Genomic DNA, 20,945 nt, shown 5'->3' with positions numbered 1-20,945 from the left:
CCCGCTGTCGCGTTGGCATAGCGTCCGGACGAAGCACGGCTAACGCTTCGGTCGATCTTTAAGTTTGGCCGGCCCGGTGATTTCAATGTCGTCGCTAGAACCCAGAGAGTACCCTTTTTCATTCGGTGCTTTAACGTCGGCTTTCCCATCTCGTCCGACGCTCGACAACTTATACGTTCTCCGGTCGAGATTGGTAGCGTACTGAAAGGGCTCACCTGAAAAGGGATCGAGTCGAACTTCTGACAAGTTTCTTGGTTCCAGTTCATGCAGCGACTCGGGCAACGAGTTGCTCTCTAACCAATAAGCTTGTAGCAAAGCTTGGATCGCAAGCAAACGGGTGTGTGCCGTCCAATTGCGGAAGTGTCGTTCCTCCCAATGTACAACGTCCACGCCAGACCACTCGTTGAGTAACTCGTACAAGTGGGACTGCCAATTGCGGTTTGAATTTCGAATGCGTTTCGTCTGGAGAACTTGGCGGAGCGAGTCTTCATCGCCCAAACGGTATTTGCGAATATGCTTTGCCAGGGTGCGACAGGAGGCCGCATCCAGACTGGGAAGCAGTAGGTTCACTTGCGAGAGCAGTATTGTGGGATCATAGCCGACGACGCCGTAGAGGAACGTAAAATCAACAACTTGCCCAAAGTGGTAATAGGTCAACACGAGTTCAAGAGCACGCGTGGGGTCACCGGAACTGACTTCGAATTCCGTGGCACACGCGAGTACAACACCGTCACGTCGTAGGAATTCTATCGTCTGCTGCGCCTTCTCTGTTTGCAGACTCGCTCCTGGTTGCAAAGGCCAAACACACTGTTTCTCCAGCCCCGCTTCGATCCTTTCTATCGTGGACTGCCAACCAAGAACTAGTTCACGCCTTTGCTTTGTGCTGGTGCTCTGCCAGTTGCTAAATAGCACTTGGCTCTGCTCGTTTACTAACTCCCCAGCCGCGAAGAAGTCGTCGTAGCCGTTCGACGGGGGCACTTGTGCTATTGGAAATGTTGGCGGGTTCAGTAAACAGTAAAAAACATAGGTCAGCGGGAGGATCACTCCCACCATTATTGCAGCCAATATGGCACGTGATACGAGCTGACCGGCCCGCCTGACTGCCGGATCGCCCTCATCATCACTCGTAAACCATCCGCTGCCGCGCGCGGCAATTAGCACGGCAAGAATAATGGTTGTCGAAGTGCCAATCGTCGGCAAATTCCTTTGTAGCCATCGCACAACCTTGTGCCCAGAGTAGTAATTCTCCCAGGACCAGGGCGGTCCGTTCCACAAGTACCATGAGGAAATCAATTCCTCTACTCCTCGCAAGAAATGATAAAACGCCATAAACGGCACAAACCCAAGCCCGACGAACAGCAACCGCGTTCGCAACTTCGCCCGCCCGAACACCAACCACAAGCACCCCAGCGCCAGCAGCGCCGGGGCCAGACCGTTGACCGTCATCCAAGCGAAATCGTGATAGCTCAGCTCCGGCAGCTTCGCCACCACGGCAGCCACGACGGCGACGACCACCGTGATGAGCAGCGCCGTCTCCAGCGACAATTGCGGCCGCCAGTTCTTGCGACCTCTTGCCAACCAAACCCCGGCCACGATCACGCCGACCAGCAGACCGAACTCAATCACCGCTTCGTACGCAGGGATGAACAGTGCCGACAGCAGGCAAACGCATACCACGCCAAAACGCAGAAACCAGTGCCGGCGTACCACGGCCGCCCAAATGCCTAATAAGGCAAAGAACGAGGCGCTGAGGGCGTTGAGAAGTTGGTGAGCATCCACAGGAAGTGTTCAGCTACTTGATAGTTTGTGCCGGTTAAGGGATCTATTCTTATCAGTCGAAGCTCAGCCTGAATTCACTCAATCTACACTAGCCGCGGCCCAGCGGGCTGCCGGGAAGCTCTAGCAAATCACCCACCATCTCCGGGCCCCGGCGAGCCGTTGGCTCGCGGCTCTTGTTGAGATTCACGATTAGGGAAGCTAGAAGGCTCAGAAGCTTCCCGAAACCTCGTGAAAACTTTCACAAGCAAACCGTGTGAATCTTTTCACAAGCCCCGAATCTGCTTCGCCGCCGCCCGTTGGCATGATAGACTTGCCTCATAGGGAATATCACCATGGTAGGTCCCATTCCCAACTCTTCTCGATACTTTACCCGGTGGCTTTTCTATAAGGGCAAGTAATATGGGTCAACTCACTGCTCGCGACTTCATGGTCAAGAAGCTCGTAACGCTGAAACCAGAGATGGACGTGCTCAAGGCCGTACAGCTCTTACTGAAGAATCGTATTTCCGGCGCGCCGGTCGTCGGCCCGGAAGGAAATTTCATGGGCGTATTCAGCGAGAAGTGCTGCATGCATTTCCTGCTCGATGCCGCTTACGATGGGTTGCCCTCAGCAAGTGTGGAAGCCTTCATGGATTGCGAAGCGCAGACCATCGAGCCGAACGCGCAGTTGCTAACCATCGCACAGGTGTTCTTGCTGACACCCTATCGCCGGCTACCCGTTCTCGACCAGGGAAAACTCATTGGCCAAATCAGCCGCCGCGACGTGCTACATGCCGCGATGAAGCTTGTGAAGACAGCTCCTCCACGAGCCTCGGATAGTACGATCCTGTATTTGAGCGCCTTGCGAGAACGAAACGAAGCGCCCGTGTCGTAGGGTTCGCGAAGGGGTATTCGTTCGTATTTGCTGCGAATTTTGGTCCTTGCGAGCGGACAGAGCAGCACTTGCTCTGTAAACTCTCGAAGGAATTGCCCAGATTCTAGCGTGATATTCCGGCAAACCCGCGGCATTTCGCTGGACACGGTTATGCTGCCTGCGTACGATGCAGGATCGTTTCGTAGCCCACAACCGCTGTCCGATAGCCGCAGTAGAATGCGCCCCCGCCGTCACTTCTGGAGCTTTTTGCAACTGAGCCTTACCGGCTTGGTATTGCTGACCTACGGCACGACGGGCGTGTTTAGGTACAGTCTGCACACGGTTTTCGACTGCGAGCACTGCGTTTCCGGAACTTGTGAAGCTGACGCTTATGAAACTGGGCCCCAGGATCCTGGCGACTTGGCAACCGCAGCGAGCTGTCCTTGCTGCCATGAGCACGAGCACGCCACAGTGCCGACTACAGGGCGCACCGGAGTAGTTTCTCACGAAGGTAAGCGATCTCGGCCGCACCCCTCCTTGGCTGCAGAACCATCTAGCTGCCCAATCTGCGCCTTTCTAGCCCAAGCTCAATCCCCACTCGCACATTCTAGCGACATTGCACAGGTTGCATTCCTGCCCGGGGAGCGTCAAATCGACGAGCTTCCCACCCCACAGCTTTTCGTAAGCTTCTCTCTTGCACGTGGGCCACCAACCGTCTGAGGTTGGTTTTCTTTGCTCACAATTTTTTCCAGGGAGCTTCCCATGCTCACTCCCAGTGCGCGCTGTTGCAGCGTGCCCGGTTGCGCAGGCGTGAAGAACTCATCGCGTGCGGCCTTTACTTTAGTTGAATTATTGGTGGTCATTGCCATTATCGGCGTTTTGATCGGCTTACTGCTTCCTGCTGTGCAGGCGGCACGTGCTGCTGCTCGTAGAGCGCAGTGCGCAAACGGCATGCGACAGATCGGGCTGGCAATTCATCAGTATGCGGGTGTTCACTCTGGTGACTTCCCGCTTACCACCCACCAACACCAACGAAGTGAGTCGTGGATCTACACGCTCGCCCCGTGGTTGGAAAACGTGGATGAGATGCGATTCTGCCCGGAAGATATCGAGCTACAAGAGAAGGCCAAAACACCCAATTTCCCCGGTTCGAGCTACGCGATGAACGGCTACCTGGCTGAGCCAGAGCCGCCGGTCACCTTGCCAAACGGTGTGGTGATCGACCCCAGCGAGGGGTTCATCAGAAGCTTGTACGATTTGCCATCGACTCATACGACGATGGTCATGTTCGAAGTGACGGGGCTCATTGCTGCTACCACTTTCGACCATGTGGAATCAGACAAGTGGTTCAGCGAATCGAATCTCAGCAACAACGGCACGGCGAATGCCGTGTTTAAGGCTGTAAAGGCTGAGGTTGCAGTGAATCGTCATCAAGGGACGACCGCCAACTACCTCTATGCAGACGGCCACGTACGAGCGATTCCTAGCGACGAAATCGCCGATTGGTGCGTCGCGGGGAATAACTTTGCTATCCCGCCGCAGTAAATATTGCGACGGTTTATTCTTACTATCATGACTCTTAAATAATTGGATATTTCACCATGAATAAGTTCTTCTTTACCCTTGCACTGTCGATCTCATTGATCGGTTCCTCTATTAACCCGGCAACACTTTTTGCCCAGCATAGCGATGTGTTAGTTACCAACGTGGGTGGCCAGGTCGCCATCGGTGCCGCTTCGGATATTGGCAACCCTGATGAGTCGTTCGATCTCGAAACGATTGTGTTCGAAACGATCATGGTGCCAGGCTTCGAGCCACCAACACCAGCCGATTACGAGTCCGAGGAACCCGGTTTCTTTGCACTCAATGGCACAAGCGACGCAGCTGAACTGGCCGCCCTCGGTGCCAGTGCCCTTCCAGGCAATGCCGGGGTCAGTGTCAGCGCTTCTTCTTTCTCAATTGGCGGTGCTACCAGCACACTCTTCTATTGGGACGGACAAGGCAGCGTAAACTTTACCCCAGCACCTGCGGGAACGACTTTTTCATACTCGCCGGCCACGAATTTTGAGACCACCGGGCCCAACGGTGACATGGACGGGCACCCAGTCTATCAACTGGATGCCTCCTCAGGACTGCCTGCCGACGGTGTCTATCTAGTCTCCCCCACGGTCGATGTCGATGGCCTAGCAACCTCTGACCCCTTCTACTCGGTGCTACTGGCTGACGCATTGATCGTCGATGAGGATGACGAAGAAGCAGTCGAAGAGGCCCTGGAAGCACTTGAGGAGGGTCTCACGACCGATGCAGTCGTCGATTTCGGAGGCGGCGTCACCAAGGAGTTCGCCTTCTACGAAGAGGCCGTGGAATTTGTAGAAGAGACGTTCGCTATTCCCGAACCAAGCACAGCACTGCTGAGCCTGGCGGCGTTTGGAATGCTTCTCGCTGGCCGTAAGCAACGCTCGTAGACAAATGACGAGCTAGGGAGTCAATCTCAAGATGCAGCCTCGCCCGCACCGGGTGAGGCTGCTTTCTTGACTTGCTTGATCCCCTAGAGCAAAGGAAACAGATGATTTCATATCGACTCCAGGCGATTGTCGTTTGCTGCTTGGTAACAAATGCGCATTTATGCCTCGCGCAACATACAGATATATTGATCCAAGACGTTGGCGATCGACTGACTAGCGGCGATGCCGATTTCGACACGGGACAATGGACCCTGGGAGCACGCATTTACTCCCAAGTTTTCGATAGCGATTTCGCCGTTAACGATCCAGGTTGGAACGCACTGGGCACCGGCTCGCCCGATCTACCCGACGGAGCGGAAGCACTTCCTGCCAATACAGACCTAAGCTGGGACTTCTTGCCACTCAAGATTGACGGTACCGCAGCCAACCTTTTTTTCTGGGACGGCACGGGCAACGTACAATTCGGCGCTTTGCCAGCTCCAACTTATGCGCTCTCCTTGCAGTCGAAATCAGGCTTTATCGCTGCCGATGGGTCAAACCAACTCATTCAGGGCGGAGTCATCCAAGACACCGATTCCATCGGCTCGATCCATCGGCACCGCTTCTTCTTCCTCGACGATGGTGATGGCGATCTTGGTGTAGATCCCCAAGATGGTATCTATTTGTTCTCGATTCGAGCCCGGATGGAAGGCCTCGATCGGTCGAAACCCTTCTACTTCTTATTTGGAACTCCCGGCTCGACGACCGCCGCTTTGACATCAGCTCAACAATGGTCTGATGCAAATCTCGACGAGCTCGCACCCGACTTCAGCGCCGACTTCGATGGGGATTTGGTTGTCGATGGCAACGATTTTCTGACTTGGCAGCGCGGCCTGGGTGAGAGTAACCCTGCCGCTCTCCAACTTGCCGGTGACGCGAACTACGACGACATAATTGACTCGGACGACCTCCAAGTCTGGAATCTGCAGTACGGCTCAAGCCTGCCCAGCTTCAGTGGAGCATTTACCGCCACGCCCAGCCTTACGGTCGTACCTGAACCAACTTCCACCAGCTTGGCCGCCGCACTAGGGATTCTCTTACTTGTGAGAGGTCGCCGTCGATCCAGCCACTAGCCGTAAATTATACGATTTGCTAGATTCCCATGCTTAGGTATGTCCCCTTTCGACTCTCCCCTTTTGCCTTTCAATAATGTCCCAAGCCATCGCCGGGGTTGTCCCCGCTACCGAACGTGAAGCGACTGTCATGACCACCTGGCCCACATTGGGGGCGTTTGGCGTGGGACGTTGGTGGGGGCGCCGATTCGCCAATAAGCTGGGCATCACGCTGTTCGGGATTCCCTTCACCTTGGGCCGTTTGATGGCGCTCGTGTCGATTCCCTTCATCCTGCCGCCCTACTTCCTGACCCTCTTGCCCGGTTCGCCACTTTGCCTCCGCTATCGCCTGACCAATCGGCGCGTGATTGTGGAGCGCCCTTACACGGGTGCGGAAGAGCAAAGCGTTTCGCTAGACCGTTTTGATTCCATCGAGTTGGATGTCCTACCAGGGCAAGAGTGGTACCCTGCGGGCGATCTGGTGTTTAAGAACGGGGAGATTGAAACCTTCCGCCTCTCTGGCGTGCCCAACCCAAAGCCCTTTCGTCACACATGCCTCAAATCTCGTCAAGCTTTCGTAGGCGTGCAGAAGGCTCGCGAGATGGGCGCGGCCGTCTGATCGCATGTCAGGGTGGCATGGGTAGCTTGCTACCCTTGGAATCTCCCTTAGCTTGTCGAAATCTACGCGTTTACGGCGCACGTTAAGACCTACCCCAGGCAACGAGCTGCGAAGTCTCGTCGCTAGGTCGGCTCCCTGTCAAGCAAGGGCAGTAAGCTACCCATGCCACTCAGAAAACCGCAAATTTATTCGACCTTGCGGCCTAGGGAGATACTTCCGAAGGGGCAAATCGCGCGAATCCAGCCAGCTAAGTTGGGCTAGCAAAAAGGATGCCGCCAAGCACCCGCGCAGCGGACGATACTCTCCTTAGCGGAGGCACTGGACTCTGCAAGAGGTCAGATCGCTTGGTGTTGGAGAGTAGTCGAATGAATGTTTTCGTCAGAAGTGGGCTTGCCGGTTTAGTCATTTCTGTGGCAGTCACCACCGCCACAGCTGAAGAGCCTGCAACGACTCAGGCGACACCTGACGGGAAAGCTCCAGCGGTAGCACCCTCTCAAGCGGCTGCAGCTGAGTCCAAGCCGACGGTTGTTCCAGCAGCGATCAGCGATGGTCGATGCAAGGCGCGCCCTTTACAACACGGCGTGTTTCGCTTCACTCGCTACCCAGCCGCGTGGACGGCAGCCCAAAAGACCGGCCGCCCAATTCTTATCTTCGCAACTTCGCAGCAATGCCCCTACTGCGTAAAAATGATCGAAGGCACCTACAAGCAAAAGCACATCACCCAGCTCGTGGCGGGTTCTTTTGAGACAGTTTACGTCGATCGCCACGCACAGCCCGAACTGGTCAAGAAGCTGAACATCAAGTGGTACCCGACAACGATTGTCGTCACTCCTGGCAACAAAGTGGTCGCAAAGATCGAAGGCTATGTCGAGCCCAACGCGTTCACCACCCGCATCCACACAAGCCTCGCCAGCGCCGCCAAGAAAAGCAAACTGGCCGAAGCGGCAAAGACAGAACGCAAGTAGGGCTAGCGGCTTTGGATTTCTTGACATGTCGGCCTTACTGTAGTGCGATTCACACTGAATTGGGGCCGTTAGGTCGATGAAGAGTGCAGACAACGCTCTACCGTGAGCTCCCTGCCACCTCTTTGAGGATCGACCATGACTTGTGATCGCAAGACACTCTGCTTTTCCCTTCTGTCTGCGGCAATGGGATTCATCCCAGGTGCCATTGCAGCAGCTACGCCTCAGGCCCGGGTTCCCATTCAACAAAATAGAGCTCAATCAGTGGCGACTCTCCGCCCCTCGCAGCCTCCACCAGCCAAGGCACCACAAATCTTCAACCACGCGAGTGTCGATCATGCCTGGAAAACTGCCCTAAAGCGACAACGTCCGCTGGTCATTATGTTTACATCCGACCAGTGCCATTACTGCAAAAAAATGCTTTTGCAGACCTACCGCCATCCCGGTATTCAGCGGCTCCTCATCGAGAACTCAGAAACTGTACTTGCTCATGCTGAAAAATACCCAAGCCTCTTGAAGCAAATGCGTATTCAATCTTTTCCGACAACCTTGGTAATCTCTCCGCAAGGCAAGGTACTCGAGGCGATACAAGGCTACGTTCCACCCAACGAGTTCGCCGACCGGGTGGCGCCGCAAATTGTGCCGAAATTGCAAACTGCACAATCGCCATCCAAGCAACAGGCAGCGCGGGCGCAGCCGAGGCAGACTTCGGCTCGGTGATGCCACCTAAGCAATTGTCCGAGCACCAAGCGTCTCAACGACCCAGCCAATTGCCGCGGCAGATATTTCCACGGGCAACGAAGCAGGCGGCTTCACTTCTCCGGCTACTTGGCTAACGTCCAGCGGCACATGAATGAAGGCTGCTTCTGTTGGCAGGCTGAATTTCTCGATGTAATAGTGCGCCAAATAGAGTGCCGCATTGCAAAGGAACGAACCCGCGTGAAACGAAACTTGCGCGGGTACGCCCTGCTGACGCAAGTCGCGAGCCCAATCGCCCAGAGGTAACTCGCTGCGATACGCCACCGGGCCATCCTCAGCCAGCAGCCCCGCCTCGTCGCGATGCGTGCCATGCGGCAGCGCGATGTTCAGCCCGATGGCTTCGAACTCAATGCCACCGTACCCGGGTGCCTGCCCCAGCATGAGGACCACATCGTAATTGTCCTGCAAGTCCTTCGCCAGCCGCTCTCGCATCGTGCTGAATTCGACCGGATAGAGTCTTGTCGTAACCTGAGCATGAGACGGCAAGTCGCGAAGCAATCGCTGCACAAGCAGCCAGCTGGCGTTCTCAGTCCAGGATTCGTAAGCGTCAAATGCGGTGAGTAGGATTCTCGTCATGGGTGCTAGTATGACCTCGACGTGCCGGAAATGGAAACGTCAGTCTGGCGTAGCGATCGATTCCAGCTCAGCTTTATTGGCCAATACGCCCATTTGGGTGAGCTTGGCAAGCACCTGACGCCGCTGGGCACTTTGCCATTGCCCAAGGATACGGGAAGAAAACAGGTAGTAGATAACGCTGATGGCAACCAAGAACGGCCACTGCAAATCAAGCCGACGTACATCATCGAGCTTGCTAACGACATACGACATAGGACTCAGGGAGAAGACGGCATCTGCGAGTCCCGAGTCTTGGAACGCCAGCCCCGATTCGGTCCAAATAATCGCACCCAAGAAGGGTACAATTACAGCAGCTAGGCAAATCACTGCCCCCCAGGCGATGCCGCCGGAGGAGACCAAGGCCCCAAACATCTGGATCAATTGCCCGTAGCTCAGGATGACAAGCGTTGCGATCGCGACCATTTCTACCAGGGCTTCCCAGCTGATGGGGGGGCCCAACGTCGTAGGCCAAATTGCCGCAGGTGCCACAATCCCCAGCATAGCGACCAGACAGCCGACGAACGCCACTACGAGCAGCATCGCATTGATTGGGGTTCGATCTGCGTAGAGAAGTTCTTTGCCACTTGCCCGACGAGCTTGTACTCGCCAGACTCGTCTTCGCAACATTTCTTGTCTGGGAGTGGTCATGAGTATGAGCACAAATGAGAATAGCAGGTGCCCTATCGCGAAGTGCCACAATACATCGTTGGCAGCTTGGCTTGCTACGCGCTCGTGCATAGCGACTCCCGCTAGAAGCAGGTCGAAGCACGCCAACAGGCCGTAGGCAATCGGCTTGCTCAGCAACGGGCGATTGGGCCTTTCCAACCGGCGCGCCATGAGTCGAATCGACAGCAGTGCCACCGCCACTTGGAACGGCGGTGCCACGAGCAGAGCAGGAATCTCCAGCTCCCAAAAGGGCACCACAGCTCGCCATACATTGCCGTGAAATAAGTGATAGAGCCCGAGGGCAGGTGTAAACAATCCCAGCGGTACCGCCCCCCAACTGTTGGACGACATTGCCCCGTTGGCCATCATGTTCGGAACCATGAAGATCATCACGAAGATTACCCAACCCACTCCACTGCCCGACTGCCCCGGTCTTACTTTTGACTGTCCTGGATCCTTCAAGCTGTGCAGAGTCCCGATCGCCGCGCACATGAACGCGAACGTGAGCATATTCACGTAGAACAAGCAAGTTGCTAGTCCCGATGCCGCGCCGAAGTACCAGCTCACCACGGCGAACGGGACGGTCGAAAGAATCAGGAAGTAACCAACCGTCGGCTCCCCAATGGCTTTCCCAAGAAAAATCTGCCAGGGCGAAAGCGATACGATACGCTGAAAGTCCAGCGTTCGTTCGGTAACTTCTGATCGTATGGAAGCGCTGACGGTGGACAGGCTAATGATGCCACACAATGCCGTCACTCCGCCTACCATGCACACAAAAAACATACGTCCCAGCGGAACCGAGAGGCCGTCAGCATTGTGGGCCAGAATCGCCGCCAAGCATAGCAATGCCAGCACTAACGCAACGCACCACAGCCCGGGCGAGCCCTTGCGAAACTTCAATCGCAGCGCCGTGACGACCATCGGGTTGTTCCAAAAATCAAGCATGGCATTGTTCCGTGTCATTCCGGCAAACGTCTCAGCGGCAGAGGAATTCAGTCCCTACGCTAGTTCGCCCATACGACTCCAACTTCCTTCCTAGCTCGTCTTGTGTCCTGAGATTCGCATGTAAATATCCTCCAAATCGTCCTCTTGCGCCGCCAAAGAGATGAGCGGAATGTTTGCCTCGACGATCGCGCGATGTAGCGCTGGCAATTCGAGACGCTCGCCCCGCCAGGTGCAGCAAATGCGAGAGTCCTCCACGACAAGCTGCTCCGTTTGATCCCATGCGTCAAGCAAGTCCATCAGCCGCTGGACGTTACCGTCCCCAGCGACCGTTTCAATCTTCAGCTGCAAGCCGGACTTTAATTGGCTGAGAATGTCTCCCACCTTGCCGCTGGCGAGCAGCTGCCCCTGTTCCAGGATGCCGATCGAGGTGCAAAACTCGGTCATCTCCGTAAGAATATGGCTTGAGATTAGCACCGTGCGTCCCATGGCGTGCAGGCTCTTGATCATCTCGCGAAACTCAACCCGCCCTGCCGGGTCGAGCCCGGAAGCAGGTTCGTCGAGCAAGAGCACCTGTGGCTCATGCAGCAAGCTCTTCGCAAAGCAAATCCGTTGACGCATGCCACGCGACAACTCGGAGATCTCAGCATCGCGACGGACTTCAAGGGAGACGAGTTCTAAAGCTTCGTCAATGAGACGCTCCCTACGATCGGCTTCCACGCCGTAGCAGCGAGCGAAGTGGTCCAGATATTCCCACACCAGCATATTTTCATACAAGCTGAAGAAGTCGGACATGTACGCCATGCGGGGATGAGCGGACAGCGGATCGGCCAGCACATCGATCCCGGCGACTCGCACGTTGCCGAAGGTCGGTTCCAAGAGCGTAGCGAGTACACGAATAAGAGTCGTTTTGCCGGCCCCGTTCGGCCCTATCAGCCCGAACACCTCGCCTTGCTCCACCTCAAGCGAAAGGTTCTCGATCGCGACCTTGTCGCCATACTCCATCCGCAGGTGCTCGACTTGAATCATAGGGAGTAATTTCTAGCGAGCTGGGTCGTCCCGACCCCGTACTAAGAGTGGGCAGGGGGCAGTTAGATTCTGTTATCGATTCCCATAGGGTCAACCAAGGTGCACAAAAACTGTCTCACTCAAACCGCCGCTTCGCCTCTGCCAGACCACGGGCTTCCAAGGCTTCGGCAATGTCCGACTCCTGCTTCTCAGTGAGGCTCCACCCCATCGCGCCAGCGGTTTCTTCGATCTGCCAAGCTCGTTTTGCGCCACACAGCACGGTAGTAATGCCCGCCTGGCGCATCGTCCAGTTCACTACTAGTTGGGCAACCGTCTTGTCAGCATCCTCAGCGATTTCACGGAGCTGTCGCAGGAACGCCTGGTTCTTTTCCAGTTCTTCGCCCTGGTACATCGGATACTTCAATCGCGAATCGCCCTCAGACAGTTGACCGTCCTCCGGCAACTTGCCGGCGAGCAGGCCTTTCATCAGGGGCCAGTAGACAGCCACGGCGATGTTGTTTTCTTGGCACCAAGGGAGTGTTTTTTTCTCGATGTCGCGTTGCAACATATTGTACGGCAGTTGCACCGCGGACAGTGGGCACACAGCATGAAAAGCTTGCAGCTCATCGAGCGTACAATTCGAGGCACCTGCGCTGCGAGATTTGCCTGACTCTACTAACTCAGCAATCGCACCGGCCGATTCTTCGATGGGTACTTCCGGGTCGGGCGAGTGCAGGTAGTAGAGTTCAACTTGATCAACACCCAGTCGCTGGAGACTCTCATCACACTCGCTCAGCAAGGTCTTTGGACGGGCGTCCTGTGCTTGGCTGCCACTAGCGTCGTAGTGGATGCCACCCTTGGTGGCGATGGTGAGGTTGCCGCGATCGCTCCCTGACGAAAGATTCAACGCCTTGCGTATCAGGTTTTCACTTTCACCTGCCGCGCCATAGCAGTAGGCCGTATCGAGATGATTGATTCCCGAGGCGAGTGCTTGCTGAACAGTTGCCAAACTATCCTTGTCGTTCACTCCCAGAGTGCTCACTCCGGCTATCGGCCAGCATCCCAGGGAGACAGGAGTGATTTCGACTCCCGATCCGCCCAGGGGGCGAAGTTCCGGGGTGTCGACTTTCATTAGCTCGGACGGCGCTGCTTCTGTAGGTTTGTTCATACCAAAAGCATAATGGCCGCGAAGTCGGGCGTCACCCGTCTCCGCGGCCATTCTCGTTCATAAGTCGATCCTTCGGCAGCGATTGCCGAGGCCAACTATTCAGCGGCTTCTTTGAGCTTTTCGGCGCCTTCCTCCATCTTATCGGCACCTTCCTTCATCAATTCCTTGCCCTTCTCAACGGCCTTGTCTGTGCCAGCTTCGATGTCGTCGCCTAGGTTATCAGCGGCTTCTTTGGCATCTTCTACCAAGTCAGCAGCGCCCTCTTTGGCGTTTTCGACTCCCTCTTCCATCTTCTCAGCAGCGTTGTCTGCATCTTTCTTCATGCTATCAACTGTCGCTTCGCTGCAACCTGCGAACGTGAACGTACCCAGGCACAAGGCTAACATCAATTTCGAAATCTTCATTTTTACTACTCCTCAAATTGTTCTAGTTTGAATCGTGAAGGCCACCGCCTAACTTCGGCGGACTTAGCCCAGCCACCGTCTATCTTAACTAGCTTTCAGGGAAAAGTCCCGGGGCAGAGAGAGCCACCCGTCATCGAAACCCCTGAAATGACTGAAGGTTACGTTGATTGTAGCGATTAAGTGACTCAGGAGGCGTTTGCTGGCAGTGGCGGCTTGGGCGTATAAAGGCAGCAGTCCACTGGACACACGTCGTGGCTTGGGCCCAAATCTCCGAGTGCTTGTCGCTGTGGGTCTTCATTTACGCGTTCTTCAATCAACTCGCGAATCATCCGAATAAAGCGGGGATGGGTGCCAACGGTGGGAAGTCGCTGCATGCACACACCAAGTTCTTCACAAAGCTCAGCTGCCTCCGTGTCAAGATCGAACAGCACTTCCATGTGATCGGAAATAAACCCGATCGGCAGAATCATGAGGTCGCTCAATTTATCTGCCTCATGCAATGCAGTGATACGATCACAAACGTCAGGCTCGAGCCAAGGTTGTTGAGGGGGACCACTGCGACTTTGGTAGACCAATTCCCAACGACTGTGCCCAGATTGCTCAGCTACAAGTCGACAAGCCTCTTGCAGTTGCGCCTCGTATCGACAGTTCTGCGCCATGCTCAGTGGGATGCTGTGCGCCGTGAACATAAGCAGAGAATCGTCCCTGGCTTCCGGTGAGATCTGCTTACGATGTTCTTTGACTGACTCGACTAACGGCTCGATGAAGCCCGGATGGTTGAAAAACACACGCAGCTTGTCCACCTGCGGAGTCCCTTCACCAACTTCTTCTTGAGCACGCATGATGTCTTCACGATATTGCCGACAGCCCGAGTAGGAACTGAAGGAGCTGGTGAAGAAGGCAATCGCACGCTGCACACCATCGTCACGCATTTTCCGCAAGGTATCCGCCAGCAGAGGATTCCAATTGCGATTGCCCCAGTAAACTCTCAGGTGCGGTCCGTGTTCGGCTAGTTCCGCTTCCAGCGCAGCAATTAGCTGACGATTCTGCTCGTTGATAGGACTCACACCGCCGAAGTGTTGATAGTGCTCAGCCACTTCAAGCATCCGCTCGTGAGGGACGTTTTTCCCTCGCAGGACGTTCTCCAAGAACGGCAAGACTTCGTCGGGGCCCTCAGGACCTCCGAAGGACACGATAAGAACCGCGTCGTAGCCCGTTTCTTGATGTATTTCGGCTTGTTCGTTTGCAGGTTGCTCGCTGGTGGACATAGTCTTAAGAATTCCCAAAAACAAAAAATGGCCAAACCCTGAGAACCAACCGCAATCCGTCTGCGTTGATCATCAAGGCTTGGCCATTGATTGTATCGAAAAGTGACCCCTACGGGACTTGAACCCGTGTTGCCGGCGTGAAAGGCCGGAGTCCTAGACCGCTAGACGAAGGGGCCGCGGCAGTAGCTTAGTGTGGCGCAAGTGATTCGCTTCGCCAAGCTACAAGACAGGAATTGTGGCGAGTTTCGCTGAATCGTCAAGGCGGCTTCGGTAAGCGATTGCGATACAACTCCTCTAGTGACCTCTCTATTCATCGCCCACCAGTCAACGAAACCTCATAAAAAGTGAGGTTCGGATGCCAGAAAAGGTCCACAAAAACGAAAACAGGCCGCATTAGGTGCGGCCTGAAAATGCTTTTTGATTTATGCGAGAAACCTGGATCTCAGCGCAGTGTTCTCATTGTCTATCAGCCCAGGCTAAGAGGGATTGGGTTCTGCCGACTCACTGGCTGCTTCAGCCGAGCGACGGATCGCTTCGTAAACTTCGTTGCGGTGCACGGGCACTTCTTTAGGAGCCTCGATCCCAAGGCGAACCTTGTCACCGCGAATTTCCACAACAACGATCGTAATGTCATCGTTGATGACGATACTCTCGTTCTTCTTGCGGGATAGAACTAGCATGATCGATTCCTTCTCATATTTCCTAGCTGACGATTCCATAGGCACGTCAGTCGCCTGTCCTAAGATTGGCCTCCTGCCAGTGCAGCAACCCAAAAATCGCTAAGTGATGGCGTGCCACGCACTTAGCCCCTTGTTTCACTCTACGTGACATAGTACCAGAGTCAAGAAATAGCTCCTGATTCTTGGCCTATTGGACCCCGGGAAGTCGCAGAATAACGGCACGAACATGGTGGCTTTCCGCATATTTGCTAGCTGTTAGCACACAGAATCGACAAATTGAGGCATGGCGATGACCACTAAATCACTACTACAAAACGCTTTATGTCGCTGGACGGGGCGCTAAGGGTGCGGCTTGCTTCATAATCCCGAAATTTCCAGCGATTTTCGGCTTTTAATGGATGGGGACCTCGGGAAGCAGCTTGTACACACGACACTAATCATCATTTCGTAGTTCTTGGGGCGATACACTTGACGCTTTCCAATACCACACTCGCTGCAATACAGGACAGCTCCCGCTGATTTCACAACGACCGTCTAGAAAGTGAATTGCACAAATGCGAATCTGAGAGTGCGATTGGACTGGATGCACAGAAGCGAGCGTTTGCCTGATCGGAATTCTCGAACGAACAATCTCAAGATGTCCAGGATCAACCTTGCAAAATGAACTTCGCAAACCGGTTGCCGGTTGCGGTGCTAGCGCGCCGTTCTATAATCCGAGCTTATCTTGTGCTTGAGGGTTCTCCGCCTACAACCGTGGAGGAGATCCAGTCCCTTTCTTGCCGTTGGGCTGTCAAGCAGTACTGAAACTGTCGCAATCGTTGTGCCCTGCTCTGCTAACCAGCGGAACCTAGCACTTCGATTTAAGTGGTGAATTGAAGCCGATGATTGCAACTGTCAAACGTGTCTTCCCTTGGTTGGGTAATGTCCTCGAAGCTATTTATACCGTCGGTCACGGCATGTTCATCACGTTGCGAACGGCGGTAAAAACCTATCGCCCCGATCGCAAAACCTTCACCGAACAATTTGAATACCCCGAATTGCCTGTGCCTGTCGCGGCGCGCTACCGTGGGTTTCACCGATTTGATCTCACTACCTGCATTTCTTGCGATCAGTGTGCGAAAGCTTGCCCAGTCGATTGCATCTACATTGGCAAAGAGAAGGTAGAGGGCGGCAAAGGCTTCAAGATCACTGGCTACACGATCGATTACACGAAGTGCATGTTCTGTGCGTTGTGCGTCGAGCCTTGCCCAGTGGATTGTATTTTCATGGGTGCTAGCCACGACCTGAGCTGCTACAGCCGCGATGGCTGCATCGTCGATTTCTCACGACTCCCCTTGGATGTCGCCTGGGGTCGCTCGGCAATCAACCCGACGGCTGTTGCTCAATCAAAAGTTATTACCGAGCCCGTGCATGGAGGCCCGAACCAATAATGGCCACGCCTACCGCCATCGTCGCGTACTTAGGTCTGTTCGCAGCCGTCGCTGGAATTTTCCTGTTTGTGAACCTGCTTGTGGGGCGCTTCTTGCGACCCAATCTGCCCAACGAGGAAAAGTTAGAAATCTACGAGTGCGGCGAGCCGACCATTGGTTCGAGCTTCGTACAGTTCGATCTCCGTTTTTACGTGATCGCTCTGCTGTTCATCATTTTCGATGTGGAAGTCGCTTTCTTCTTTCCGTGGGCGAGCGTCTACGGAAAGGCAACGCAACTCTCCTCTCCGAATATGCCCGTGGTCATGGCCGACTTAGATCCAGGCGGCGCAGACGACAAGCTTTCCCCGCAGGCCACTATTCGACTGGAAGAATTGGGGCTCCGATCACCAGAGCTACCTGCTCTGAGCGCCGAACGCTCGAAGGAACTTGGCGTCGTCCCCGGCACAGTCGGCGAAGCACGAGCGGCAGTTCGAGATTCGGCCCAAACCTTAGCGAAGGCCTCGATCTTCGATATCAGCGTGTTCTTTGCCGTGCTTATGGTCGGCTTTGCGTACGTCTGGAAACGGGGCGACCTCAACTGGGTCCACTCCACCGAAAGCCAAAAGGGGCAAGTCGTCGAGCGTGCTCCGCCCACCCAATCCACCGATCGGGCGGCGCGTACCGCTGGTTCGATTCTCTCCGCCTAAAATCAAACCCATCAAGCTGGCGCTTGCCCAGCTACACAAACTTTTTTCTAAGCGCAGCAGCATGAGCGGACAAGCATTTGTCGACCAACTCAAACAGAAGTTTGGCGACCACATCACTGGCTCCAACTTTGAGAACGTCGATCCTTGGATTGAGGTCTCACCAGACGGACTGCTGGACGTTTGCCAGCACCTGCGCGACGAGCCAAGTCTTGCGTTCGACTATCTCAACAGCGTCACCGCGGTTGATTATCTGCACACCGATGAGAAAAAGGCCGCGAAGGCGGACTGGGAACCGCATACCGAAGTGGTGTATCACCTCTTCAGCATGCAGCACAAACACAGTCTCGTACTGAAAGTCATGTTGCCCCGCTGGAAAGACGACACCCCCGGCGAAATCCCCGAGTTGCCCAGCGTGGCAGGCCTGTGGAGCACCGCCGACTGGCACGAACGCGAAGCCTACGACCTCTGCGGCGTACATTTCACAGATCACCCCAATCTACGACGCATCCTGTGCCCCGAAGATTGGGTCGGCCATCCACTACGTAAAGACTACGAGATGCCGCTGGAATATCACGGCATCCGTGGCCGCTAAATTGGCAAGCAACAGTTAAGATCGAACAAGAGATAGCAGAGCCAGGACCTGAAGCTTACTCAGTTCACTCTGTTTTCTCCTGCTCAAGAGAACTACCCAACACTCCTACTTTCGAATTGCATGTCAACTACAGTCGACGACCCCAGAGTCATTGAATTCGACGTCCGCACCGACGAAATGTTGGTGAACATGGGACCGCAGCATCCCAGCACGCACGGCGTGTTGAGGCTGGTGTTGCGTACCGATGGCGAGATCGTCTCGGAAGTTACCCCTCACCTGGGATATCTCCACCGCTGCGCAGAGAAGATCGGCGAGAATCTCACACCGCGTCAGTGGATTCCCTACACCGACCGCATGGATTATCTCGCGGGCATGAACATGAATCTCGGCTGGGCGCTCACCGTCGAGAAGCTGATGAAATACGAGCCACCCGAAAAGGGCCGCCATTTGCGCGTGGTTATTTCCGAGATGGGTCGCATCGCCAGCCACTTGGTCGGCATGGGCGCTTACGGGCTCGACCTGGGCAGCTTCAGCCCGTTCCTCTACGCCTTCCGTGAGCGAGAGAAAATCCTCGACCTGTTCGAGGAAGCCTGCGGTGCTCGCCTCACCTACAGCTACCTCACCCCCGGCGGTGCAACGGCTGACTTGCCTGTAGGCTGGGTGGAGAAATGCGAAGATTTTCTCGATCAGTTCGAGCCGCTCATCGCTGAGTACCACGCCTTACTCACGACGAACTCCATTTTCATCAAACGCACAGCCGGCATCGGCATTATGTCGCCCGAGATGGCAATCAACTACGGCACGAGCGGCCCCGTGCTTCGCGGCAGCGGTGTAAGTCACGATTTGCGTCGCGATGGCGAAGAAATTTACACCGCCATGTACGATGGGTACGCCTTCGAAGTGATCGCCGAGCAGGACGGCCACTACCCTAAGGACCATTCCTACCCGGCAATACCGCAAGAAGCAGTCCTGGGCGATTGCTGGCATCGTTTTTATGTGAGGATGCTCGAAGTCATCCAGTCGATCGACCTCGTACGCCAAGCAATCGAACGCTACCGCACCGCCGAGGGCGATTATGGCGAACCCATGAAGCTCAACACGAAACTGCCTAAGGGCGAGGTCTATCTTGAGACCGAAGCACCACGTGGCCAGATGGGCTTCTACTTGGTAAGCGACGGCAGCGCGATCCCTTGGCGAGTACGGGCCCGTAGTAGCTGCTTCTGCAACCTTTCGGTTACAGCTGAGCTCAGTCGTGGTTGCCTCCTTGCCGATGTGCCTGCCATTGTGGGCTCGCTCGATGTCGTCATGGGCGAGATTGACCGTTAGCGCGAGCATGCCGGATTTGAACCGCCACCTCACGTGTTTATAAGGCGTTTTCCGCGGGCAACCCTATACACCTTTTGGACTTTGTGCCATATTTCACAATCTTAATTCGGGCATGATAGCACGGCCTCCGGCTTGCCGTCCCATACCCCAAGGAAGCGTTTCTCAGCAGTGTAGTTGAGGTGTTGTTCAGAGCTGTTTCAGCAAGAACTTCTCACACATAGCGAGCAGCGAAGAATAGAAATCAGCGAATTCGCGAAAGATATTAGGCTGTGGCACAAATAATAATCATTGTTCTGAACTGGCTGATTGGCTGCCTGAATTGGTTGCTATCCTGGATCGGAATGTCCGTAGGCTATTTGGCTAGTGATAGCCTGCTCGGCTATGTCCTTGCCGCGCTCGTGCACATTGCCCTGATTATCAACATCGTGGCGGTCGGTGCCCTGGTCTTTATCTGGCTGGAACGCAAGATTTCTGGCCGCATCCAAGATCGCCTCGGCCCAACACGCGTCGGCGGTAAGTTCGGTTGGCTGCAAACGCTCGCCGATGGATTGAAACTCATAACGAAAGAAGACCTAATGCCCGCCGGGGCAGACGGCCTGCTCTTTAAGATTGCTCCTTACGTGAGCTTCTGTGCGGCCATCGCCGCCTACTTGGCGATTCCTTTTGCAGGCGGTGACCATCCGTTTGCTGCGTTGCGAGTGAACTCGGGTATTTTCTTTGTCCTTGCAGTGCTTGGCTTGGAAGTGTTCGGCACGATCCTCGCTGGTTACTCGTCAGCGTCCAAGTGGTCGCTGTTCGGTGCCATGCGTGAAGCGGCCCAAGTGGTTAGCTACGAAGTTCCTATTGGCATGTGCGCTGTCGTACCTGTCCTGCTGGTTGGTTCACTGGACCTCGTCTACATCGGCGACATGCAGGCAGGGCTATTCACGAATTGGCTCGTCTTCAACGATCCATTCACCTTCATTGCTTTCTGGGTCTATTTTACCTGCGCCCTGGCCAGCGTGAATCGCGCCCCGTTCGACCTTGCTGAAGCAGAGAGCGAGTTGGTCGCCGGTTTCCACACCGAATACTCCGGCTTGCGGTGGAGTTTCTTCTTCATGGCAGAGTATGGCTCGATGTTCTCGGTGAGTCTGCTCGCCGCCATCCTGTTCCTCGGTGGCTGGAATGGCCCGCTGCCTGTCACAGAATGGCTCGGCCTAACCGGCGAAGTCGGTACGCTTTCCTGGTACCTGGGAAGCCTGATCGGTGCCGCCAACCTAATAGGCAAAGCAACCTTCGGCGTCTGCGTGATGATGTGGATTCGCTGGACGCTGCCCCGCCTACGCATCGACCAAGTCATGGCCACCTGCCTCAAATACTGCACACCCATCGCCGCCACCATGTTCTTGGGCGCGGTCCTTTGGCAATACAACCTCCCCCATCGCAACTTCTTCGGCTTATCAGATCGCCCCGCCGCAACCTACGCCGTGAGCGAAGGCTGGGAATTGGAAAAAGCAAAGGCTGAGCAGGAGAAGGCTCTACTCGAACAAGACATTGAAGGTGCTGAGCAGAGTGAGAACCTCGACGAGACAGTCGAGTCACGCACCGCAGAAGCAGTAGTCAAAACGGTCGCCCTACGAGGAGGAAACTAATC

Annotated in this window: 20 protein-coding genes and 1 tRNA gene; 12 read left to right on the top strand and 9 right to left on the bottom strand. The window is 55.1% G+C overall.

Annotation, left to right across the window (positions count from 1 at the left end):
* Positions 1-39 precede the first annotated feature (39 nt).
* Positions 40-1,779, bottom strand: a complete 1,740-nt coding sequence (locus HG15A2_RS09635) for a hypothetical protein (RefSeq protein ID WP_145059967.1) — start codon at positions 1,777-1,779, stop codon at positions 40-42.
* Between the two features lie 399 nt (positions 1,780-2,178).
* On the opposite strand from HG15A2_RS09635, the gene HG15A2_RS09630 reads away from it, so the two are divergent.
* The 7 genes from HG15A2_RS09630 to HG15A2_RS25085 all read left to right on the top strand — a co-directional run bounded on the left by HG15A2_RS09630 (position 2,179) and on the right by HG15A2_RS25085 (position 8,488).
* Positions 2,179-2,652 (top strand): CBS domain-containing protein, encoded by a 474-nt coding sequence (locus HG15A2_RS09630; protein ID WP_145059965.1) that lies wholly within the window; start codon positions 2,179-2,181, stop codon positions 2,650-2,652.
* A gap of 741 nt (positions 2,653-3,393) precedes the next feature.
* Positions 3,394-4,176, top strand: coding sequence for a DUF1559 family PulG-like putative transporter (locus HG15A2_RS25260; RefSeq protein ID WP_145063995.1), 783 nt, complete (start codon positions 3,394-3,396; stop codon positions 4,174-4,176).
* Between the two features lie 56 nt (positions 4,177-4,232).
* Positions 4,233-5,096, top strand: a complete 864-nt coding sequence (locus HG15A2_RS09620) for a PEP-CTERM sorting domain-containing protein (protein ID WP_145059963.1) — start codon at positions 4,233-4,235, stop codon at positions 5,094-5,096.
* A gap of 101 nt (positions 5,097-5,197) precedes the next feature.
* Entirely contained in the window at positions 5,198-6,208 is a 1,011-nt protein-coding gene (locus HG15A2_RS09615; protein WP_145059962.1) for a hypothetical protein, read from the top strand.
* 76 nt (positions 6,209-6,284) lie between these two features.
* Entirely contained in the window at positions 6,285-6,806 is a 522-nt protein-coding gene (locus HG15A2_RS09610; protein ID WP_145059960.1) for a PH domain-containing protein, read from the top strand.
* Between the two features lie 365 nt (positions 6,807-7,171).
* Positions 7,172-7,771 (top strand): thioredoxin family protein, encoded by a 600-nt coding sequence (locus tag HG15A2_RS09605; RefSeq protein WP_218932442.1) that lies wholly within the window; start codon positions 7,172-7,174, stop codon positions 7,769-7,771.
* 135 nt (positions 7,772-7,906) lie between these two features.
* A complete protein-coding gene (locus tag HG15A2_RS25085) occupies positions 7,907-8,488 on the top strand; it encodes a thioredoxin family protein (RefSeq protein ID WP_145059957.1) in 582 nt (193 codons plus the stop codon).
* Positions 8,489-8,494: 6 nt separating this feature from the next.
* Here HG15A2_RS25085 and HG15A2_RS09595 read toward each other — a convergent pair whose 3' ends face one another.
* From HG15A2_RS09595 to csrA, 8 genes are all read right to left on the bottom strand, one after another.
* The gene (locus tag HG15A2_RS09595) at positions 8,495-9,103 is read right to left on the bottom strand and encodes a pyroglutamyl-peptidase I (RefSeq protein ID WP_145059956.1); all 609 of its coding nucleotides are present in this window, start codon (positions 9,101-9,103) and stop codon (positions 8,495-8,497) included.
* Between the two features lie 39 nt (positions 9,104-9,142).
* Positions 9,143-10,753 (bottom strand): hypothetical protein, encoded by a 1,611-nt coding sequence (locus HG15A2_RS09590; protein WP_145059955.1) that lies wholly within the window; start codon positions 10,751-10,753, stop codon positions 9,143-9,145.
* 90 nt (positions 10,754-10,843) lie between these two features.
* Positions 10,844-11,779 carry an ABC transporter ATP-binding protein gene (locus tag HG15A2_RS09585; RefSeq protein ID WP_145059954.1) on the bottom strand — a complete coding sequence of 312 codons (936 nt, stop codon included), beginning with the start codon at positions 11,777-11,779 and terminating at the stop codon, positions 10,844-10,846.
* Positions 11,780-11,894: 115 nt separating this feature from the next.
* Positions 11,895-12,926 carry an aldo/keto reductase gene (locus tag HG15A2_RS09580; RefSeq protein ID WP_246117925.1) on the bottom strand — a complete coding sequence of 344 codons (1,032 nt, stop codon included), beginning with the start codon at positions 12,924-12,926 and terminating at the stop codon, positions 11,895-11,897.
* Positions 12,927-13,021: 95 nt separating this feature from the next.
* Positions 13,022-13,330 (bottom strand): hypothetical protein, encoded by a 309-nt coding sequence (locus HG15A2_RS09575; protein WP_145059953.1) that lies wholly within the window; start codon positions 13,328-13,330, stop codon positions 13,022-13,024.
* A gap of 185 nt (positions 13,331-13,515) precedes the next feature.
* Positions 13,516-14,598 (bottom strand): ferrochelatase, encoded by a 1,083-nt coding sequence (locus tag HG15A2_RS09570; protein ID WP_145059951.1) that lies wholly within the window; start codon positions 14,596-14,598, stop codon positions 13,516-13,518.
* Positions 14,599-14,701: 103 nt separating this feature from the next.
* A tRNA-Glu gene (locus tag HG15A2_RS09565) sits at positions 14,702-14,774 on the bottom strand.
* A 300-nt stretch (positions 14,775-15,074) separates the two neighbouring features.
* On the bottom strand, positions 15,075-15,278 hold the full coding sequence (csrA, locus tag HG15A2_RS09560; RefSeq protein WP_145059950.1) for a carbon storage regulator CsrA: 204 nt from the start codon (positions 15,276-15,278) through the stop codon (positions 15,075-15,077).
* Between the two features lie 881 nt (positions 15,279-16,159).
* On the opposite strand from csrA, the gene HG15A2_RS09555 reads away from it, so the two are divergent.
* The 5 genes from HG15A2_RS09555 (at position 16,160) to nuoH (ending at position 20,943) form a co-directional block, all read left to right on the top strand.
* Positions 16,160-16,708 carry a 4Fe-4S binding protein gene (locus tag HG15A2_RS09555; protein ID WP_145059949.1) on the top strand — a complete coding sequence of 183 codons (549 nt, stop codon included), beginning with the start codon at positions 16,160-16,162 and terminating at the stop codon, positions 16,706-16,708.
* Positions 16,708-17,394 carry an NADH-quinone oxidoreductase subunit A gene (locus HG15A2_RS09550; RefSeq protein WP_145059948.1) on the top strand — a complete coding sequence of 229 codons (687 nt, stop codon included), beginning with the start codon at positions 16,708-16,710 and terminating at the stop codon, positions 17,392-17,394. The genes HG15A2_RS09555 and HG15A2_RS09550 overlap by 1 nt, the downstream gene beginning before the upstream one ends.
* A gap of 61 nt (positions 17,395-17,455) precedes the next feature.
* Positions 17,456-17,986: an NADH-quinone oxidoreductase subunit C gene (locus tag HG15A2_RS09545; RefSeq protein WP_145059947.1), complete on the top strand. Its 531-nt coding sequence runs from the start codon at positions 17,456-17,458 to the stop codon at positions 17,984-17,986.
* A gap of 120 nt (positions 17,987-18,106) precedes the next feature.
* Positions 18,107-19,312, top strand: coding sequence for an NADH-quinone oxidoreductase subunit D (locus HG15A2_RS09540; protein WP_145059945.1), 1,206 nt, complete (start codon positions 18,107-18,109; stop codon positions 19,310-19,312).
* Positions 19,313-19,653: 341 nt separating this feature from the next.
* Positions 19,654-20,943: an NADH-quinone oxidoreductase subunit NuoH gene (gene nuoH, locus HG15A2_RS09535; RefSeq protein WP_145059944.1), complete on the top strand. Its 1,290-nt coding sequence runs from the start codon at positions 19,654-19,656 to the stop codon at positions 20,941-20,943.
* The last annotated feature ends 2 nt before the right edge of the window (positions 20,944-20,945 follow it).

The sequence above is a fragment of the Adhaeretor mobilis genome (assembly GCF_007741515.1).
GTDB classification, from domain to species: Bacteria; Planctomycetota; Planctomycetia; order Pirellulales; family Lacipirellulaceae; genus Adhaeretor; species Adhaeretor mobilis.
The sequence above is the reverse complement of the archived record's forward strand: the minus strand, read 5'-3'. Positions and strand labels throughout refer to the sequence as shown.

What these genes read in the sequence shown, in the direction of transcription:
- HG15A2_RS09545 (WP_145059947.1), top strand. Translation starts at nt 17,456, where the DNA reads ATGAGCGGACAAGCATTTGTCGACCAACTCAAACAGAAGTTTGGCGAC.
- HG15A2_RS09595 (WP_145059956.1), bottom strand. Translation starts at nt 9,103, where the DNA reads ATGACGAGAATCCTACTCACCGCATTTGACGCTTACGAATCCTGGACT.
- HG15A2_RS09585 (WP_145059954.1), bottom strand. Translation starts at nt 11,779, where the DNA reads ATGATTCAAGTCGAGCACCTGCGGATGGAGTATGGCGACAAGGTCGCG.
- HG15A2_RS09590 (WP_145059955.1), bottom strand. Translation starts at nt 10,753, where the DNA reads ATGCTTGATTTTTGGAACAACCCGATGGTCGTCACGGCGCTGCGATTG.
- HG15A2_RS25085 (WP_145059957.1), top strand. Translation starts at nt 7,907, where the DNA reads ATGACTTGTGATCGCAAGACACTCTGCTTTTCCCTTCTGTCTGCGGCA.
- HG15A2_RS09540 (WP_145059945.1), top strand. Translation starts at nt 18,107, where the DNA reads ATGTCAACTACAGTCGACGACCCCAGAGTCATTGAATTCGACGTCCGC.
- HG15A2_RS09605 (WP_218932442.1), top strand. Translation starts at nt 7,172, where the DNA reads ATGAATGTTTTCGTCAGAAGTGGGCTTGCCGGTTTAGTCATTTCTGTG.
- HG15A2_RS09610 (WP_145059960.1), top strand. Translation starts at nt 6,285, where the DNA reads ATGTCCCAAGCCATCGCCGGGGTTGTCCCCGCTACCGAACGTGAAGCG.
- HG15A2_RS09575 (WP_145059953.1), bottom strand. Translation starts at nt 13,330, where the DNA reads ATGAAGATTTCGAAATTGATGTTAGCCTTGTGCCTGGGTACGTTCACG.
- HG15A2_RS09555 (WP_145059949.1), top strand. Translation starts at nt 16,160, where the DNA reads ATGATTGCAACTGTCAAACGTGTCTTCCCTTGGTTGGGTAATGTCCTC.
- HG15A2_RS09570 (WP_145059951.1), bottom strand. Translation starts at nt 14,598, where the DNA reads ATGTCCACCAGCGAGCAACCTGCAAACGAACAAGCCGAAATACATCAA.
- csrA (WP_145059950.1), bottom strand. Translation starts at nt 15,278, where the DNA reads ATGCTAGTTCTATCCCGCAAGAAGAACGAGAGTATCGTCATCAACGAT.
- nuoH (WP_145059944.1), top strand. Translation starts at nt 19,654, where the DNA reads ATGTCCGTAGGCTATTTGGCTAGTGATAGCCTGCTCGGCTATGTCCTT.
- HG15A2_RS09580 (WP_246117925.1), bottom strand. Translation starts at nt 12,926, where the DNA reads ATGAACAAACCTACAGAAGCAGCGCCGTCCGAGCTAATGAAAGTCGAC.
- HG15A2_RS25260 (WP_145063995.1), top strand. Translation starts at nt 3,394, where the DNA reads ATGCTCACTCCCAGTGCGCGCTGTTGCAGCGTGCCCGGTTGCGCAGGC.
- HG15A2_RS09620 (WP_145059963.1), top strand. Translation starts at nt 4,233, where the DNA reads ATGAATAAGTTCTTCTTTACCCTTGCACTGTCGATCTCATTGATCGGT.
- HG15A2_RS09630 (WP_145059965.1), top strand. Translation starts at nt 2,179, where the DNA reads ATGGGTCAACTCACTGCTCGCGACTTCATGGTCAAGAAGCTCGTAACG.
- HG15A2_RS09550 (WP_145059948.1), top strand. Translation starts at nt 16,708, where the DNA reads ATGGCCACGCCTACCGCCATCGTCGCGTACTTAGGTCTGTTCGCAGCC.
- HG15A2_RS09615 (WP_145059962.1), top strand. Translation starts at nt 5,198, where the DNA reads ATGATTTCATATCGACTCCAGGCGATTGTCGTTTGCTGCTTGGTAACA.